We start from the raw sequence: 16,147 nt of genomic DNA on the forward strand, positions 1-16,147 counted from the left end.
CGGCCAGTCGGCCACGCTGGCCTCGTCGGCACGGGCCAGCGAGCGCGCGTACCAGTTCTGCACCGGCATCAGCCCGCCCCCCAGCTCGAAGCGGCCAGTGGTCGCCCCCAGCACGTTGCGCTCGGCATGGCAGGCTGCGCAATGGCCCAGGCCACGCACGAGGTAGGCGCCGCGGTTCCAGGCCGCATCGCGCGAGGCATCGGGCTCGAAGCGCTGCGGGGTGAAGAAGAGCGCGCGCCACACGGCCAGCGCCGCCTGGGTGTTGACCGGAAAGCGCAGCTCGTGCGGCTTGTTGGCCTGCGCGACCGGCGGCAGGCTGCGCAGCCAGGCATAGAGGGCATCGCTGTCTTCGCGCGTGAGCAACGTGTAGTGCGCATACGGGAAGGCCGGGTAGAGCAGGCGGCCATCACGCGAGCGGCCATTGCGCATCGCGCGCCAGAAATGATCGGCGCTCCAGCGCCCGAGGCCCGTGGCCTCGTCGGGCGTGAGGTTGCCGGCGAAGACGGTGCCAAACGGCGTGGGAATGCCATGCCCCCCCGCATAGGGAGCACCACCGCGCTCGGTGTGGCAGCTTGCGCAGTTGCCGGCCAGGGCAAGGTAGCGGCCCCGCTCCACCTGGGCGGCGTCGAGCACGGCCGGCGGCTCGGTCTGGCGAATCGGATCTTCGCCGCGCAGGTTCAGGACGATGACCCCGGCCGCCAGCAGCAGCATCAGGACGAGCAGGCTGCCCAGGGAGATCAGCAGGCGCTTCATCGACGCGCCTCCTGGGGGGCCGGCACCCCGCCACAGTCGATCGGCAGCGGCCGGGTCAGCGTGGGCTCGGGCCGGGCGGGCGTGGGCAGGGGCTGGTTGGCCAGCCAGCCCGAGACGGCACTGATGTCCTGCTCGTCCAGGGCCTTGGCGATGCGGGCCATGCAGTCGGGCTCGAAGGCGCGGCGCGTGCCCACGCGCCAGGCACCGAGCTGGGCGTTGAGGTAGTCGCGCGGCAGGCCCAGCAGACCGGGCAATGCGGGCGCGATGCCCACCAAGGTCTGCCCGTGGCAGCTTGCGCAGGCCGGAATGCCACGCGCTGGGTCGCCCACGCGCACAAGCTGCTCGCCGCGCGATCGCTGCAATGGCGTCAACGCGATCGGAGGCGTGGGAGGGTACGGCAGATCCAGCGCCGCGAAGTGGCCGGCGATCTCGCGCAGGTAGTCATCGCTCAGGTGCTGCAGCAGGTGACTCATCGCGCCGTACTGACGGCGCCCGTCGCGGAAGTGCAGCAACTGGTGGTACTGGTACAGCGCGGGCTTGCCCGCAATACGCGGGAAGTAGCCCTCGCGCGTGGCGCGCCCCTGGGCACCATGGCAAGCCACGCAGGCCTGCACGCGGGCGGCCATCGAAGCCGGATCGGGGCGGTCGATGGGCTGAGCCTGAGCCACGACCCCTGCCATGCACAGCAAGGTCGCCGACAGCCTCAGCCCCTTGAGAAAGCGGGGCACGGCAGACATGGGCCAAGTCTAGCCAGCCTCAGCCCCTTCCTCCCACGGGCGAGAACCTGCGGACACCGGGCCGGGCTCACAGGTCGAAGAACACCGTCTCCTGGTCGCCCTGCATGTGGATGTCGAAGTGATAGACCACGCCGCCGGGCTGCACCTCGCGGCGCGCGATCAGCGTGGCGCGGCGTTGCGCCGGCACGGCCTGCAGCACGGCGTCCTTGGCGTTGGCCGCGGCTTCGTCTTCGAAGTACAGGCGCGTGAAGGCATGGCTGAGCAGGCCCCTCATGAAGACGATGACGTCGATGTGCGGAGCCTCGCCGGCCACCGCGCCGGGCTTCACGGTGGTGAAGGCAAAGCGCTGTTGTGCATCGGTGCCGGTGCCGCAACGGCCGAAGCCGGTAAAGCCCCAGGCCTTGGCCTGTTCGGCGCTGGTGACCTCGCGCCCCCGGGCGTCGAGCTGGGCGATCTCGATCATCGCGTCGTTGATGGGCTGACCCGCTCCGTCGAGCACGCGGCCGGTCACCGTGATGTGCTCGCCCTCGGCCTGCGGCTGGGCCAGCACCGGGGAGTAGGCGCTGCCATGGTCATAGAAGTACTGGCGCGGCGTCAGGCCATAGGCGAAATAGGGGCCGACGGTCTGGGAAGGGGTCTGTCCAAGCACAGAGCTCATCGCGGTGTCTCCATCGGCGTTTCGTTCGGGCCGCGCAAGACGATGTCAAAGACATAGCCCAGCGCGAAGTCGGGTTCGGTCACGTCGAGCGAAAACTTCGAGATCAGTCGGTCGCGCGCACGCTCGGGCGTGCCCTGGAAGATGGGGTCGAACGCGAGCAGCGGGTCGCCGGGGAAGTACATCTGCGTGACCAGGCGGCTGGCGAAGTACTCGCCAAAGAGCGAGAAATGGATGTGGTTGGGCCGCCAGGCATTCGGATGATTGCCCCAGGGATAGGCCCCGGGCTTGATGGTGTAGAACTTGTAGCGGCCCTCACTGTCGGTGAGCGTGCGCCCGGCGCCCAGGAAGTTGGGGTCAAGCGGTGCGTCGTGCTGGTCGACCTTGTGCACGTAACGACCGGCGGCATTGGCCTGCCAGATCTCGATCAGGGTGTTGCGCACCGGTCGGCCGCGCTCGTCGAGCACGCGGCCGGTGACCACGATGCGCTCGCCCAGCGGCGCACCGTTCTTCGCGGCATTGCGCGTGAGGTCGTGGTCCAGCGCGCCGATGGCGTCGTGGCCGTACACCGGCGCGCGCAGCTGGCGCAACTGGTCCTTCATCGGCAGCAGCGGCTTCGTGGGGCCGCGCAGTACGGTGGACTTGTAATCGGGGTGGAGATAGGGGGGGTGGCTGTCCCAGTCTCGGGGGCGCAGCGTCACGGTCTCGCTCATCGGGGGAGTCTCCTCGTGGGGCTGTCAGGGGTGACAAACGTCAAAACTCTAAGCATCACCAATGGTTATGTAAATTGAAGTCTCGTTCGATAATTCATTCAAAGGAGTTATCGAATGAACCTGCCCCGAGCCCACCGCCTGCAACTGCGTCACTTGCACTGCTTCCTGGCCGTGGCGCGGCTGGGGCATCTGGGACGGGCGGCGCAGGCGCTGGCCATCAGCCAGCCCGCAGTGACCAAGACCCTGGCCGACCTGGAAGACCTGCTGGGCCTGCGCCTGTTCGAACGCGGCCGGCGCGGTGCGCGGCTCACGCCCGCCGGCCAGGGCTTCCTGCGACATGCCAGCCAGGTGATGGCTGCGCTGGACCAGGCGTTGGAGAGCGTGGCCCCCGGCCAAGCCCCCACCGTGCTGCGCCTGGGCGCACTGCCCACCGTGGTGAATGCCATCGTGGCTGCCGGCCTGCGCTCGCCGGACCTGCCCGGCGGCACCACGGTGCGCATCGAGACCGGGGCGAACCACGAATTGCTGGCCCGGCTGCAACAGGGTGCGCTCGACGCCGTGGTGGGCCGACTGTCGGAACCCGAGCGGCTGCAGGGCCTGACCTTCGAGCACCTCTACGCCGAGCCGCTGATCGTTGCGGTCAGGCCCGACCACCCGCTACGGCACAAGCGCCGACCGACCCCCGCACACCTGGCGGTCCACGATTGGATCCTGCCGCTGGCCGACACGATGATCCGCCACAACGCGGACAGTTGGCTGCAAAGCCAGGGGGTGGTGCCGCAGGGCATGGTGTTCGAGACCCTGTCGGTGTCACTGGGCCGCGAGCTGGCCGCCAGCAGCGATGCGCTGTGGTTCACGCCGCTGGGCGCGGCCGAGGCCGACCTCGAGCGCGGCGTGCTGGTGCGCCTGCCGCTGACCCTGGCCGGCACCGAGGAGCCGGTGGGCTGGCTGATGCGCAGCGAGGCACAGCCTTCGCCAGCCCTGCAGGCGGTACGCGCGGCGGTGCGTGAGCAGGCGCAGCGACGACAGCGGCGGTGGTGAATCACCCCGGTGGTCGCCCGTCCACTCCCTCACCGCCCTGGAAGACCCGACTGTCGTACCGAATCGCGCTCAGGTCACGGCGCAAGCCTGCGTTGCCCGCCCCCTCACCACCCCACCCCCTTGCGCAGCGGCTGCCCGATGGCCTGGCGCACGGCCTGCGGCCTCGCCCCAGTTGATCGACAGGGGGGATGCAGGAGGCTGGAAAGCCGCTCCGCCGCCGGCCATCCCCACGATCGCACCAGCGACTCCGCCCGAGGCTGCCCTCACGCCCGTGGCAGCGAAGACATGACTCCCCTAGTACTGCCCAACATGCGAGGCGCTCAGACTCTTCGATGCCGCGCCACTTTCTGCAGCAGCTCGATCAGGATCGCGCGCTCGGCCTGGCTGAGATGGCGCAGCAGGTCCTGCTCCATCGTGAGCGACACCTCGTAGGCCTTCTTCGCCAGGACCTGGCCCTTGCGGGTGAGGCGCACGTGCTGGGCGCGGCGGTCGGCCTCGCTGCGCACGCGGGTGATCAGCTCGCGTTCCTCCAGCCGGTCGAGCAAGATGGTGGTGTTGGGCGCCGACACGGCCAGCGCCTGGGCGAGCTGCTTTTGCGTGACGTCGGTGTTGTGCAGCACCAGCATCAGGATGGTGAACTCCACCGGGCGCAGCTGCAGCGGCTCGCCGATGTGCTTGAAGAAGATCTTGCGCGTGGGCACCTCGGCCTGGGCGAGCTGGTAGCCCAGCACATGGCGCAGGCAGGTCGCATCGAGGCCGTGGTGGATGGGGTCGCTGGCGGGCGGGCTGGTCATGGCCGCGCCAGTGTACTGGGCGTCGCGCCCGTCCAAGACCATGGTCTTCACCCGGGCTGGGACACCGGCAGCCTGGCCTGGCGTCGCCCCACCTGCTGCAGCCGCCAACCCGCTTCGGGCAGCAACCACTCCAGGCCGTAGCGTGCCGCATCGAACCGGGTGGCGTAGCCGGCATCGGCGCGGCGGGGGGCGGTACAGCGCGCCGTGCGCAACCAGGCCCAGCCCATCAGGACCCAGCCGAAGGCCTGCAGGTAATCGTCGGCCACGCGGTAGGCCCAGGTCGGGTCGTCCTGCCGGCCCACGTAGAGACGGGCCGTGGCCTCGCGCAAGGCATCCACCTGTGCCTGCAACACGGCCGCCAGAGGCTGCAGCTCGGGACCGTCGGCCCGCACCGGTTCGGCGCGGGCGGCCTCGATCTCCCGGTCGATCACGCCCATGACCTCGGCGAAGCGGTGGCAGCCATCCTCGAAGAGCTTGCGCTGCAGCAGGTCGATCGCCTGGATCTCGTTGCTGCCCTCGTAGATCATCGTGATGCGGCTGTCGCGCACCGCCTGCTCGATGCCGTGGTCGCGCAGGTAGCCGTGACCTCCCCAGACCTGCAGCGCCGCATTGACGGCATGGTGGGCCGTGTCGGTGAGAAAGGCCTTGACCACCGGGGTGAGGAACTCCACCAGCCGCCGGGCCCGTCCGCGCAGCGCTGGTTCGACGTGGTGCTCGGCCTCGTCCAGCCACACCGCCGTGGCCAGGGCCAGCAGGCGCTGGCCTTGAGCCAGGGCCTCCAGCCGCCACAACGTGCGCTGCACCGCGGGATGTTCGGCAATCGCGCTGGTGGGGCCGTCACGGCGGCCAGGCGCACGCGACTGATACCGCTGCTGCGCATAGCGCCAGGCATTCTGGCGCGCCATCTCCAGGTGGCCCAGACCCTGAACGCCCACCAGCAGGCGGGCGGCGTTCATCATCACGAACATCGCGGCCAGCCCGCGATGGGGCTCACCCACCAGCCAGCCCGTGGCGCCGTCGAAGCGCAGCACGCAGGTGGCGCTGCCGCGGATGCCCATCTTGTGCTCGATGCCGTCGCAATGCACGGCATTGCGCTGTCCGCCGGGCAGGATCTTCGGCACCAGCGCCAGCGACAAGCCCCGGCTGCCCGGTGGGGCATCGGGCAGGCGCACCAGCACGAGGTGCACGATGTTGTCGGTGAGGTCGTGTTCGCCGCCGGAGATGAAGATCTTGCTGCCGCTCACCTTCACTTCGCCGCCGGATTCGATGGCATCGGCCGCCACCCCGACGGGTTCGGCCCGTGTGCGCACCAGGCCCAGGTCCGAGCCGGCCTGGGCTTCGGTCAGGCACATCGTGGCCAGCCACTCGCCGCTGACGATGCGCGGCAGATAGCGCTGTTGCAGCTCGGGCGTGCCGTGCGAGCGCAGACACTCGTAGGCCCCATGAGCCAAGCCCGGGTACATGGCCCAGGCATGGTTGGCGCTGTGCAACATCTCGTTGAGCGCCAGATGCAGACCAAGAGGCAGCCCCTGCCCGCCCCACTCGGGGCTGCACGCCAGCGCCGGCCAACCGGCCTGGACATAGGCCCGGTAGGCCTGATGGAAGCCAGGCGGTGTGCGCACCTCGCCGCCGTGCCAGGTGCAGCCCTCGCGGTCGCCGATGGCATTCAGCGGCGCCAGCACGCCGGCTGCAAAGCGGCCGGCCTCTTCCAGCACCTGCCGCACGGTGGCGGCGTCGGCATCGGCATAGGGCGGCAGGCTCGCCCACCGCGCAGGGGCGTCCAGCAGGTCTTCCAGGACAAACTGCAGCTCACGCAGCGGCGGAATATAAGACCACATCGGGAACAGGACGCAAAACATGCTGGGGCACTTCTTGCCAGCAGACACCGCGGATCCGGCTCGGCCGGTCCGCGGGTGCCGCCCCCTCGAGGGGGGGCTGAACGCCGCGAAGTGCGCAGGGGGGGTCGTGAGCCCTCAAGCCTCCGGCTTGAAGCCCACGCGGTTCACGATGGGGCCCCACGCAGCATTCTCGCGTTTGACGGCTGCGGCCAGTTCGGCCGGCGTGGTCGCGCCCGCCTCCACGCCCAGTTGGGCGAAGGCCTCGATCACGTCGGGCGCACTCACCGCGGCCTTGATGGCTTGGGCGGCACGCTGCGTCACTTCCGCCGAGGCTTTGCCGGGCAGGAAGAAGCCGTACCACTCGTTCATCTCCAGCGCCTTGAAGCCCTGCTCGGTGTAAGTGGGCACCTGGGGCGCAAATCGCGAGCGCGTGGCCCCCGAGGTGGCGAGCAGGCGCAGGCGGCCGCTGGCCAGATGGGGCAGGTAGTCGCCCACCGGCGACGAGAAGGCCGCCACCTGGCCACCCAGCAGGTCCTGGATGCCGGGGGCCGAGCCGCGGTAGGGCACGTGGTTGAGCGGCACGCCACTTTCCTTGGACAGCAGGGCCCCCAGGAAGTGCGGCGGCGAGCCTGCGCCGGGCGACCCATAGTTGGCGCCCGCGGGGTTGGCCTTGGCCCACTCCAGGTAGCCCTTGATGTCCTTCACCGACTCGGGCACGGCCGGCCCCACGCCGAAACCGAAGACAATGGTGCCGGCCGTGCACACCGGGGTCACGTCGTCGGGTGTGTAGCTGAGCGAGCGGTAGATGTGCGGGTACAGCGTGATCATCGCTGCCGGTGTGAGCAGCAGATGGGCTCCGTCGTTGGGACTGCGCTTGAGTTCTTCGACCGCCAGCCGGCCGCCCGCCCCGGGCTTGTTCTCGACCAGGGCCACGCGCGCATAGCTGCCGCGCAATTTGTCGGCCACGCGGCGCGAGACCGCGTCGGTGGTGCCGCCGGCCGGAAAGCCGCACAGCACGCGCGCGGTGTCCAGGGGCTGGGCCAGGCTCGGCCCCGGGGCGAACCCGAGACCCGTGGCCGCGGCGGCACCGCCATAGGCCAGGAACTGTCTGCGATCGATCATGCTTGTCTCCTCTGTTGGGGGGGTCGATCAGGAATCGGACGGCCGCTTCAGCGCGGTGGCAGGCGCAAGGCGCCGTCCAGGCGGATGACCTCGCCGTTGAGCGAGGCGTTGGTGACGATGTGCGCGGCAAGCCGGGCAAACTCCTCGGGCTTGCCCAGGCGCTTCGGGAAGGGAATGGAGGCGGCCAGCGACTGCTGCACCTCCTGGGGCAACTCGTGCAGCAGCGGCGTGAGGAAGAGCCCCGGCGCGATCGTGCACACGCGCACGCCGAACTGGGCGAGGTCACGCGCCAGCGGCAGCGTGAGCGAGACGATGCCGCCCTTCGACGCGGCATAGGCCTCCTGACCCACCTGGCCATCGTAGGCCGCCACCGACGCCGTGTTGACGATCACCCCGCGCTCACCGTCGTCCAGCGCTTCGAGCTTGAGCATCTGCGCGGCCACGAGGCGGATCACGTTGAAGGTGCCCACCAGGTTGACGTTCACGATGCGCTGGAAGTCTTCGAGGGGCATGGGCGTGCCGTCCTTGCCCACCAGGCGCCGCGCACCGCCGATGCCCGCCACGTTCATCAGCATGCGCGCAGGGCCGTAGGCTTCGCGGGCGGCATCGAGCGCGGCGTTCACGCTCGCGCTGTCAGTGATGTCACAACGCAGCGCCAGGCCGCCGATCTCGGCCGCCACGGCCTTCGCCGCCGCCTCGTTGATGTCGAGCACGGCCACCTTGGCGCCACGCCGGGCCAGTTCGCGGGCGGTTTCGGCGCCCAGGCCCGAGCCGGCGCCCGTCACGAGCGCTGCCAATCCGGAAATCTTCATCGTCGGTCCTGCCAGTCCTTGCGGGGAAGAATCACATCGGGGTCGCCGGCCTGGCCCCGGTACAGCGCCTCGACCAGCGCTTCGCGGCAACGCAGCACCGCGCGTTGGTTGATCGAGCCCTTGTCGGTGATCTCGCCCTGGTCGATCGAGGGGGGCTCGACGAGCACATGGGCACGCGCCACCCGGTTGGCGCTGCCGGTGCCCTCGCGCCACAGACGATCGACCAGCGCCTGGAAGAATTCGCGCACCACCGGGTGATGCAGCACCTCGGGCACTGGCACGTGGGTGCCCAATCCAGCCAACTTGCGGCATTCGTCCACGCGGGGGAAGACCAGCATGCCGATCTCGTCGCGGTTCAGGCCCGTGATCACGGCGTCCTGCACGCAGGGCGCCCCCAGCGCGATGATCCTCGCGCGCAGCGGGCCCACGCTGACGAAGGTGCCGGTGGAGAGCTTGAAGTCCTCGGCGATACGGCCGTCGAAGAGCAGACCCTTCTGCGGATCGGCCGGGTCCACCCACTTTACGGCGTCGCCGGTGCGGTAGTAGCCCTCCTCGTCGAAGGCCTCGGCGCTGAGCTCCGGTTGACGCCAGTAGCCCGGCATCACGTTGGGGCCACGGAAGCGGATCTCGGTCTTGCCATACCGGGCATCGCCGTCGGGCACGAGCTTCACCTCCACGCCCGGGCAAGGCAGGCCGATGTGGCCCGAGCGCACTTCGCCCGCTCTGAGCGCAAAGGTGCATGAAGGTGCGGTCTCGGTCATGCCCAGGCCGGTGAAGATCGGGATGCGTTCGCCCACGGTGCGCTCGGCCAGGCGGTCGAGCTGGTCCCACACGGCCTGGCTCAAGCCCGCGCCGGCGAACATGAAGGCCTTGACCCTGCGGAACAGCGACTCACGCAGCACCGCGTCGTCTTCCATCGCCGCGGCGATCTCCTCGAAACCCTTGGGCACGTTGAAGTACATCGTGGGCGAGATCTCGCGCAGGTTGCGCAGCGTCTCGGCGATTCCGGCTGCCGTGGGCTTGCCCTCGTCGATGTAGAGCGTGCCACCGTTGTAGATCGCAAGCCCCGTGTTGTGGTTGCCGCCAAAGGTGTGGTTCCAGGGCAGCCAGTCCACGAAGACCGGCGGCTCGTCGGCCAGAAAGGGAAAGGCCTGGCGCTTCATCTGCTGGTTGGCGCAGAGCATGCGCTGGGTGTTGACCACCCCCTTGGGTGCCTTGGTGGACCCCGAGGTGAAGAGGAACTTGACGATGGTGTCGGGCCCGACCTTGGCGTGAGCGGCCTCCACCTCGGCGCCGGGCGCCGTGTCGAGCAGCGCGGCAAAGGGCGTGACGCGCCGGCCGGGAAGCTGGCCCTCGGTGAGGACCACCTCCACGTCCGGCCCGACCACCGCCTCGATGGCGCGGCCAAAGCGCGCGTCGGACGCGAACACCAGGCCTGGCGTGACGGTGTCCAGGATGTGGCGCAGCTTGCCGAAGTCCTGCGACACCAGCGAGTACGCCGGCGAGACCGGTGTGTAGGGGATGCCGGCCCACATCGCCCCCAGCGCCAGCGTGAGATGCTCCAGGTCGTTGTCGGACAGGATGGCCACCGGGCGCTGCGGCGACAGCCCGCGCAGCACGAGCGCCTGGCCCACGGCCTGGGCGCGCGCAAGCATCCGGTCGTAGCTCAGGTGACGCCAGGGGCCGCGCGTGCCGTCGGGCCGCCGCTCGCGCTGGGCGACCAGCGTGCGGTCGGGCGCCACGCGGGCCCAGTGCTCCAGGCGGTCGGTCAGACGCGCCGGGTAGGGCTGCAAGGCCTCGGTGGAGCGCAGCACGACGCTGCCATCCGGTCGGCGCTCCACGGTGGCCGACAGGCAAGCCCCGACCGGCGTGGCACGGTAGCGCGTCATGACTTGCCCACCTTGCCCGCCTTGCCTTCCAGGAAGGCGCGCATGCGGTCCTTGGCGGCCGGGTCGCCCTGGGCGATGGCCGCGGTGAGCGACTCGACGAACAAGCCCTGGGCCTGCGACATCTCGGCGATGCGCGGCAGGGCCTGCATCACCGCAAAGTTCGACAACGGCGCATTGCTGGCGATCCTGCGTGCCAGCTCCATCGCCTTGGCCACGCCCTGGCCGTCGCCCACGCGGTAGTGCGACAGGCCGGCGGCCTGCCCCTCGTCGGCGTCGAGCACACGCCCGGTGAGCATCATGTCGGTCATGCGCGACACACCGATCAGCCGCGGCACGCGCGCCGAGCCGCCGCCGCCGACGAAGAGGCCGCGCTGTCCTTCGGGCAGGCCGTAGAACGTGGAGTCCTCGGCCACGCGGATGTGGGTGGCTGCCGCCAGCTCCAGGCCGCCGCCCACCACCGCGCCGTGCAGCACGGCCACCACCGGCACGCGGCCGAACTGGACCTGCTCGAAAGCCGCATGCCAGGTGCGTGAATGCTCGATGCCCTCGGCCACGCTGCGCTCGGCCAGCTCGGACAGGTCGAGCCCGGCGCAGAAGTGCTCGCCCTCGCCGCTGAGCACCACGGCACGCGTGTTCTCGGGTAAGTGGATGAAGCAGGTGTGGAGCTGGGCCACCAGGGTGTCGCTCAGCGCGTTGCGCTTGGCCGGGCGGTTCAGGCGCACATGGGTCACCGGGCCGTCGTGCTCGATCTTGAGCAGATCAAGGGCGGCCAGCACGGCGTTGGAGGCGGTCTCGGAAGGCATGGGCATGATGTCGATCAATTGATTAACAAGAATAAGCAATTTGCCAAATCCTAGATCAAGGGTTTACCCGCGAACCAGATCCCAGACGCCCCGCCACAGATCTCAGATATCAGGGATTTCCCTGGCATTTCCGGGGGATGTGCGGGGTTACACCGGCCGATCCTGCCTCGCAGGCGTACGATCCCAAGGCTCACCATTTTTGTTACTTTATTGAAGTAATTGAGCCGCCATCCGGAGCCCGCCCGTGAAGACCGAAAACCTCATCGCGATCGACGTCCACACCCATGCCGAGGTGTCCTGCTGGAACCCCTATGACAGCTATGGCGAAGAGTACGACCGGGCCGCGGACAAGTACTTCCGCTCGAGCCGGCGCCCCACCATCGACGAGAGCATCGCCTACTACCGCGAGCGCAACATCGGGCTGGTGATGTTCATGGTCGACGCCGAGGCCCAGCTGGGCCGGCGGCGCATCCCGAACGAAGAGATCGCCGAAGCCGCCCAGAAGAACAGCGACATCATGATCGCCTTCGCCTCCGTGGACCCGCACAAGGGCAAGATGGGGGCGCGCGAGGCCCGCAAGCTGATCGAGGAGCACGGCGTCAAGGGCTTCAAGTTCCACCCCACGGTACAGGGCTTCCACCCCTACGACCGCATGGCCTGGCCGCTGTACGAAGTGATTGCCGAGCACAAGCTGCCGGCCATCTTCCACAGCGGCCATTCGGGCATCGGCTCGGGCATGCGCTGCGGCGGCGGGCTGCGGCTGGAGTACTCCAACCCCATGCACCTGGACGACGTGGCGATCCACTTCCCCGACATGCAGATCGTCATCGCCCACCCGTCCTGGCCCTGGCAGGATGAGGCGCTGAGTGTGGCCATGCACAAGCCCAATGTGTGGATCGACCTGTCAGGCTGGAGCCCCAAGTACTTCCCGGCCCAACTGGTGCAGTACGCCAACACCCTGCTGAAGGACCGCGTGCTCTTCGGCAGCGACTACCCGCTGATCACGCCCGACCGCTGGATGAAAGACTTCGAGGCAGCAGGCTTTCGCGACGAGGTCAAGCCACTGATCTTGAAGGACAATGCAAAGCGGCTGTTGGGCCTCGCGTGACGAGCAAGCCAGGCGGCCAAGACCCGTCGAGTGCGCTCAGACGTCCGACGAGGCCGCACCATCGCCGGAGACGGCGGCGCGCGCGCAAGCCACCTTGTGGAGCAACTCCAGCAAGATGGCATGCTCGCCCGCCGTCAAATGCGCAGCCATGGCCTGACGCTCGGCATCGAGGATGCGCTGCGTGGCCGCGCGTGCCAAAGCCTGCCCTTGCGGCGTGGCATACAGCAGCAGTGAACGCCGGTCGTTGGCGCTGGGTGTGCGCCGCACCAACCCTCGGGACTCCAAGCGATCGATCCACATCGTGATGTTGGGCGCCGTCACCGCCAGCGCCCGCGCCAGACGGGCCAGCGAGCCGCCGGGGTTCTCGACGATCAGCGTCAGCACGGTGTACTCCACCGGGCGCAATCCGAAAGGTTGCCCCACCTGGGCCTTGAAAACGGCGTCGGTGACGATGGCTGCTTGCGCCATCTGGTAACCCAGTACGTCATGCAGCCGGGCCTCTTCGAGACGGCCGGCCGGTGTGGTGTCTGCGCGATGAAACCGCTTGGAGGGCATGTCCCGGATTGTGCCGGCTCGCCAGACCTCTGCCCACATGATGCAGTAGCTGAACGATTCTTATGGGCACTTAGGGTAAGCACCCCTCTCGATCGCCCTGGTTATTAATTAACTTAACTAATGTTCAGGGCGAGCTCGCTCGTCATGAACGACTTGCATTCGACATCCAAGAAGGAGACAAACTCATGCCTGACTCGCCCATCCAACGGACCGCGATGGCCTGCGGCCTGGCCTTGTGGGCCCTGAGCTTCACCGCCTGCGGTGGCGGCTCTTCTGCGCAGCCGCAGATACCCCGGCTGAGCCCGGCCGTGCCGGCCACCTATGCGGGCGCCTGCGAGACCTTGTCCGACACGCTGGCCAGCCTGCCCAACACCCGCATCACGTCGGCTGCACTCGTCGCAGCGGGAAGCTTGAGCGTCGGAGGACAGCCCGTGGCCGAGCACTGCCTGGTCACGGGCCACATGTTCGAGCGCACCGGCCCCATCGATGGCGCCCGCTATGCCATCGGCTTCGAAATGCGTTTGCCGCGCGCGTGGAACGGGCGCTTTTTCTACCAAGCCAATGGCGGCCTGGATGGCAATGTCGTGACGGCCACCGGCAGCTTCGGCGGCGGACCACTCACCCACGCCTTGCATCAAGGATTTGCCGTGCTCAGCTCGGATGCAGGGCACAGCGCCTCGCAAAACCCCTCGTTCGGGCGTGATCCGCAAGCGCGCCTGGACTACGGCTATCAAGCCGTGGGCAAGCTCACCCCGATGGCCAAAGAGGCCATCCGGCGCGTCTATGGCAAGGCCCCTGATCGTTCGTACATCGGCGGGTGCTCCAACGGCGGGCGCCACGCGATGGTGGCTGCCGCCCGTTACGCGCAAGACTATGACGGTTATCTCGTCGGTGCGCCAGGCTTCAATCTGCCCTTGGCGGCCGTGGCCAACATCTGGGGGGCCCAGCGTTACGCCACCGTGGCCACCGATCCCACCAATCTGTCCACGGCCTTCACACCGGTGGAGCGGCAGCTCGTGGCTCAGGCCGTCTTGGATCGCTGTGACGCGCTCGATGGTGCCGTCGATGGTCTCGTGCAAGACACCACGGCCTGTCAAGCGGCTTTCGATCTGTCGCGCGATGTGCCCACCTGCACCGGTGCACGCGACGGCAGCTGTCTGAGCGCCGAGCAAAAGGCAGTCATCACCTCAGTGTTCGCAGGCGCCACCACCAGCGGCGGCACACGTTTTTACGCGAGCTTTCCTTACGACCCCGGTCTGAGCGGCAGCGGTGTGGGCTTTTGGGAGTTCACCGCGCCGCTGGCCCTCGACTCAGGCGCCGTGGGCATCGTGTTCAAGGCGCCGCCGGAAAATCCGGTGGGTTTCAACGGCCCGGCGTTTTCCTTGAACACACCCGTGGACACGCTGTACGAGTACATCCACAGCACCTCGCTGAGCTACACCGAATCGGCCATGAGTTTCATGACGCCGCCCAACCCCAGCCAACTGTCCACGCTGCGTGACCGGGGTGCCAAGATGCTCGTCTACCACGGGGTGGCCGACGCCATTTTTTCGGTCGACGACACCATCCGCTGGTATGAATCGCTCAGCGCCAACCATGGCGGCGATGCTTCCAACTTCGCACGCGTTTTCCGCGTGCCCGGCATGGGCCATTGCAGCGGCGGCCCCGCCACCGATCAATTCGACGTGATCACGCCTTTGGTGCAGTGGGTCGAACAAGGCATCGCACCGGATCGCATCGAGGCTCGCGCCCGCGGTGCTGGCAACCCCGGGGGTGTGAATGCCGAAGTGCCCGGCGAGTGGGCCCCCGATCGCAGCCGACCGCTGTGTCCTTACCCCCTCGTGGCCCGCTACGGCGGCTCGGGCAGTTTGGACAACGCCGACAGCTTCGTGTGTCGCTGAGGCCAGCCAGATCTTCCCCCCCAAATGAGCGGCAGGATGCGTGAAATTCTGCCGCACCCCCCGCATTGCGGGGCTCCACGATGGGCGCCAACGTCCGATACTGACATCGGGCAAGTCCACCCGAGTGTGGAAAGCCGGTGGCTCCAGGCCACCCGCTCATCCGGTTGCAAGGCAGTGCGCCAGCAGTCGGTCTTGCCCGCCAACACCTGTCGGCCCCCGGTTGGGGGCCGACGTCTTTTCGGTCGCTGGCCGCCTTACTCTTCCCCCCACGGCAGCATCAAAGTCACCATCAGCAGCGACTCGAACTCCTGGCGGAACCGGTCGGTGATGGCCTGCGGGTCGGGGCAGAGCTTGCGGTCGGTGATGAGGCCGAACTGCACGCCGCCGCCGTAGGAGAGGATGCTCAAGCCCATGCCGATGTCGCCGGACTGGGGCACCCAGAACATCACCTGTTCGAGCGTGGCGCCACAGAACTTGAGCGGCTCGCGCGGGCCGGGCACGTTGGTCATCACGGCCGTGGCCTTGCGGGCGAAGTAGTTCAGCAAGGTGTGCTGCACAGGCTTGATCAAAAGGCCTGCCATCGCCAGCACGGCAAAGGCCAGCAAGGGCTGGTAGCTGCCCTTGAGCTCAGCCATGCGCGCACGCACGGCCAACACGCGTTCGATGGGGTTGGCGATGCCGATGGGCAGCACCAGCGGCACCAGGCCGAAGCGGTTGCCGAGTTGATGGGCCTCGGCCAGCGGGCGCAGGTTCACCGGCACCATGACACGGATGTCTTTGCCCGTCGGGTCGTCGCCGTGCGCGGCCAGGTAGCGGCCGATGGCCCCGGCCGCGCAGGCCAGCACCACGTCGTTCACCGAGCAGCCCAGGGCCTTGCCGATGGCCTTCACGTCGTCCAGCGGCACAGGCTCGCCCCAGGCCACGCGCTTGGAAGGGCCGGGCTTGCCCTTCAGCCGTGTGGGCGAGTCGTCGCTCATCAATGCAATGGCGGCGGCATCGCTCACCACCTGCACGCCCATGCGCGCGAGGTCGATCGATCCCTGCAGCGGCAGGCCAGGATGGGCCATCAGCTCCATCGACTTGGCCATGCCCTGGCCGGTCAGGCCGATGGCCTTGACCGTGACGTCGGTCAGGGGCTTGAGCACGGCGTCGCTGAGCCAGTCGCGCTCGTCGTCGGGCCGCGGCTCGCGCAGCTTGGGCAGGCTGCCGCCATCGGTGAGCGAGAGCATCACCGTGATGAGCGCGATGCCGTCGGCGATGCAGTGGTGGATGCGCGCGATCAGCACGCTGCCGCCGTCGAAGTCTTCGACCAGACGCAGCTCCCACAGCGGGTGGGCCGGGTCCAGTGGGGTGGCGGACAAGTCGGCGATGCGAGCCCTCCAGGCCTGCCCCGGCGACCGCTCGCGCCGCGACGACGACCGCCAGC

15 protein-coding genes are annotated in these 16,147 nt (G+C 68.6%); 3 read left to right on the top strand and 12 right to left on the bottom strand.

Going from position 1 to position 16,147, the window contains the following annotated elements; all coding sequences use genetic code 11:
• The 4 genes from ACK42S_RS02745 to pcaH form a co-directional block, all read right to left on the bottom strand.
• Positions 1 to 753, bottom strand: a 753-nt coding sequence (locus ACK42S_RS02745) for a c-type cytochrome (protein WP_409702988.1), incomplete at its 3' end; no start/stop codon positions are given.
• Entirely contained in the window at positions 750 to 1,490 is a 741-nt protein-coding gene (locus ACK42S_RS02750) for a c-type cytochrome (protein WP_409702990.1), read from the bottom strand. The genes ACK42S_RS02750 and ACK42S_RS02745, both read right to left, overlap by 4 nt.
• 67 nt (positions 1,491 to 1,557) lie before the next feature.
• The gene (pcaG, locus tag ACK42S_RS02755) at positions 1,558 to 2,148 is read right to left on the bottom strand and encodes a protocatechuate 3,4-dioxygenase subunit alpha (protein WP_409702992.1); all 591 of its coding nucleotides are present in this window, start codon (positions 2,146 to 2,148) and stop codon (positions 1,558 to 1,560) included.
• Positions 2,145 to 2,858 (bottom strand): protocatechuate 3,4-dioxygenase subunit beta, encoded by a 714-nt coding sequence (pcaH, locus tag ACK42S_RS02760; RefSeq protein ID WP_409702994.1) that lies wholly within the window; start codon positions 2,856 to 2,858, stop codon positions 2,145 to 2,147. The genes pcaG and pcaH overlap by 4 nt, the downstream gene beginning before the upstream one ends.
• Positions 2,859 to 2,972: 114 nt before the next feature.
• Here pcaH and ACK42S_RS02765 point away from each other — a divergent pair, with 114 nt between their 5' ends.
• Positions 2,973 to 3,899: a LysR substrate-binding domain-containing protein gene (locus ACK42S_RS02765; protein WP_409702996.1), complete on the top strand. Its 927-nt coding sequence runs from the start codon at positions 2,973 to 2,975 to the stop codon at positions 3,897 to 3,899.
• A gap of 320 nt (positions 3,900 to 4,219) precedes the next feature.
• Here the strand turns inward: ACK42S_RS02765 and ACK42S_RS02770 are convergent, their stop codons facing one another.
• From ACK42S_RS02770 to ACK42S_RS02795, 6 genes are all read right to left on the bottom strand, one after another.
• On the bottom strand, positions 4,220 to 4,735 hold the full coding sequence (locus ACK42S_RS02770) for a MarR family winged helix-turn-helix transcriptional regulator (RefSeq protein WP_409703056.1): 516 nt from the start codon (positions 4,733 to 4,735) through the stop codon (positions 4,220 to 4,222).
• A gap of 5 nt (positions 4,736 to 4,740) precedes the next feature.
• Positions 4,741 to 6,552, bottom strand: a complete 1,812-nt coding sequence (locus ACK42S_RS02775) for an acyl-CoA dehydrogenase (protein ID WP_409702998.1) — start codon at positions 6,550 to 6,552, stop codon at positions 4,741 to 4,743.
• A gap of 114 nt (positions 6,553 to 6,666) precedes the next feature.
• Entirely contained in the window at positions 6,667 to 7,653 is a 987-nt protein-coding gene (locus tag ACK42S_RS02780; RefSeq protein WP_409703000.1) for a Bug family tripartite tricarboxylate transporter substrate binding protein, read from the bottom strand.
• A gap of 47 nt (positions 7,654 to 7,700) precedes the next feature.
• The gene (locus ACK42S_RS02785; protein ID WP_409703002.1) at positions 7,701 to 8,465 is read right to left on the bottom strand and encodes an SDR family NAD(P)-dependent oxidoreductase; all 765 of its coding nucleotides are present in this window, start codon (positions 8,463 to 8,465) and stop codon (positions 7,701 to 7,703) included.
• Entirely contained in the window at positions 8,462 to 10,354 is a 1,893-nt protein-coding gene (locus tag ACK42S_RS02790) for a feruloyl-CoA synthase (protein ID WP_409703004.1), read from the bottom strand. Before ACK42S_RS02790 ends, ACK42S_RS02785 begins: the two co-directional genes overlap by 4 nt.
• Positions 10,351 to 11,163, bottom strand: coding sequence for a crotonase/enoyl-CoA hydratase family protein (locus tag ACK42S_RS02795; protein WP_409703006.1), 813 nt, complete (start codon positions 11,161 to 11,163; stop codon positions 10,351 to 10,353). The genes ACK42S_RS02790 and ACK42S_RS02795 overlap by 4 nt, the downstream gene beginning before the upstream one ends.
• Before the next feature lie 238 nt (positions 11,164 to 11,401).
• Here ACK42S_RS02795 and ACK42S_RS02800 point away from each other — a divergent pair, with 238 nt between their 5' ends.
• Positions 11,402 to 12,265 (top strand): amidohydrolase family protein, encoded by an 864-nt coding sequence (locus ACK42S_RS02800; protein WP_409703008.1) that lies wholly within the window; start codon positions 11,402 to 11,404, stop codon positions 12,263 to 12,265.
• A gap of 36 nt (positions 12,266 to 12,301) precedes the next feature.
• Here ACK42S_RS02800 and ACK42S_RS02805 read toward each other — a convergent pair whose 3' ends face one another.
• Positions 12,302 to 12,820, bottom strand: a complete 519-nt coding sequence (locus ACK42S_RS02805) for a MarR family winged helix-turn-helix transcriptional regulator (protein ID WP_409703010.1) — start codon at positions 12,818 to 12,820, stop codon at positions 12,302 to 12,304.
• A 185-nt stretch (positions 12,821 to 13,005) separates the two neighbouring features.
• Between ACK42S_RS02805 and ACK42S_RS02810 the strand changes: the two genes are divergently transcribed.
• Positions 13,006 to 14,721, top strand: coding sequence for a tannase/feruloyl esterase family alpha/beta hydrolase (locus ACK42S_RS02810; protein WP_409703012.1), 1,716 nt, complete (start codon positions 13,006 to 13,008; stop codon positions 14,719 to 14,721).
• A 254-nt stretch (positions 14,722 to 14,975) separates the two neighbouring features.
• Here the strand turns inward: ACK42S_RS02810 and ACK42S_RS02815 are convergent.
• On the bottom strand, positions 14,976 to 16,147 hold a 1,172-nt coding region (locus tag ACK42S_RS02815; protein ID WP_409703014.1), incomplete at its 5' end, for a WS/DGAT domain-containing protein.

Origin of the sequence: Caldimonas sp., from assembly GCF_046289365.1 — a bacterium.
GTDB lineage: Bacteria > Pseudomonadota > Gammaproteobacteria > Burkholderiales > Burkholderiaceae_C > Caldimonas.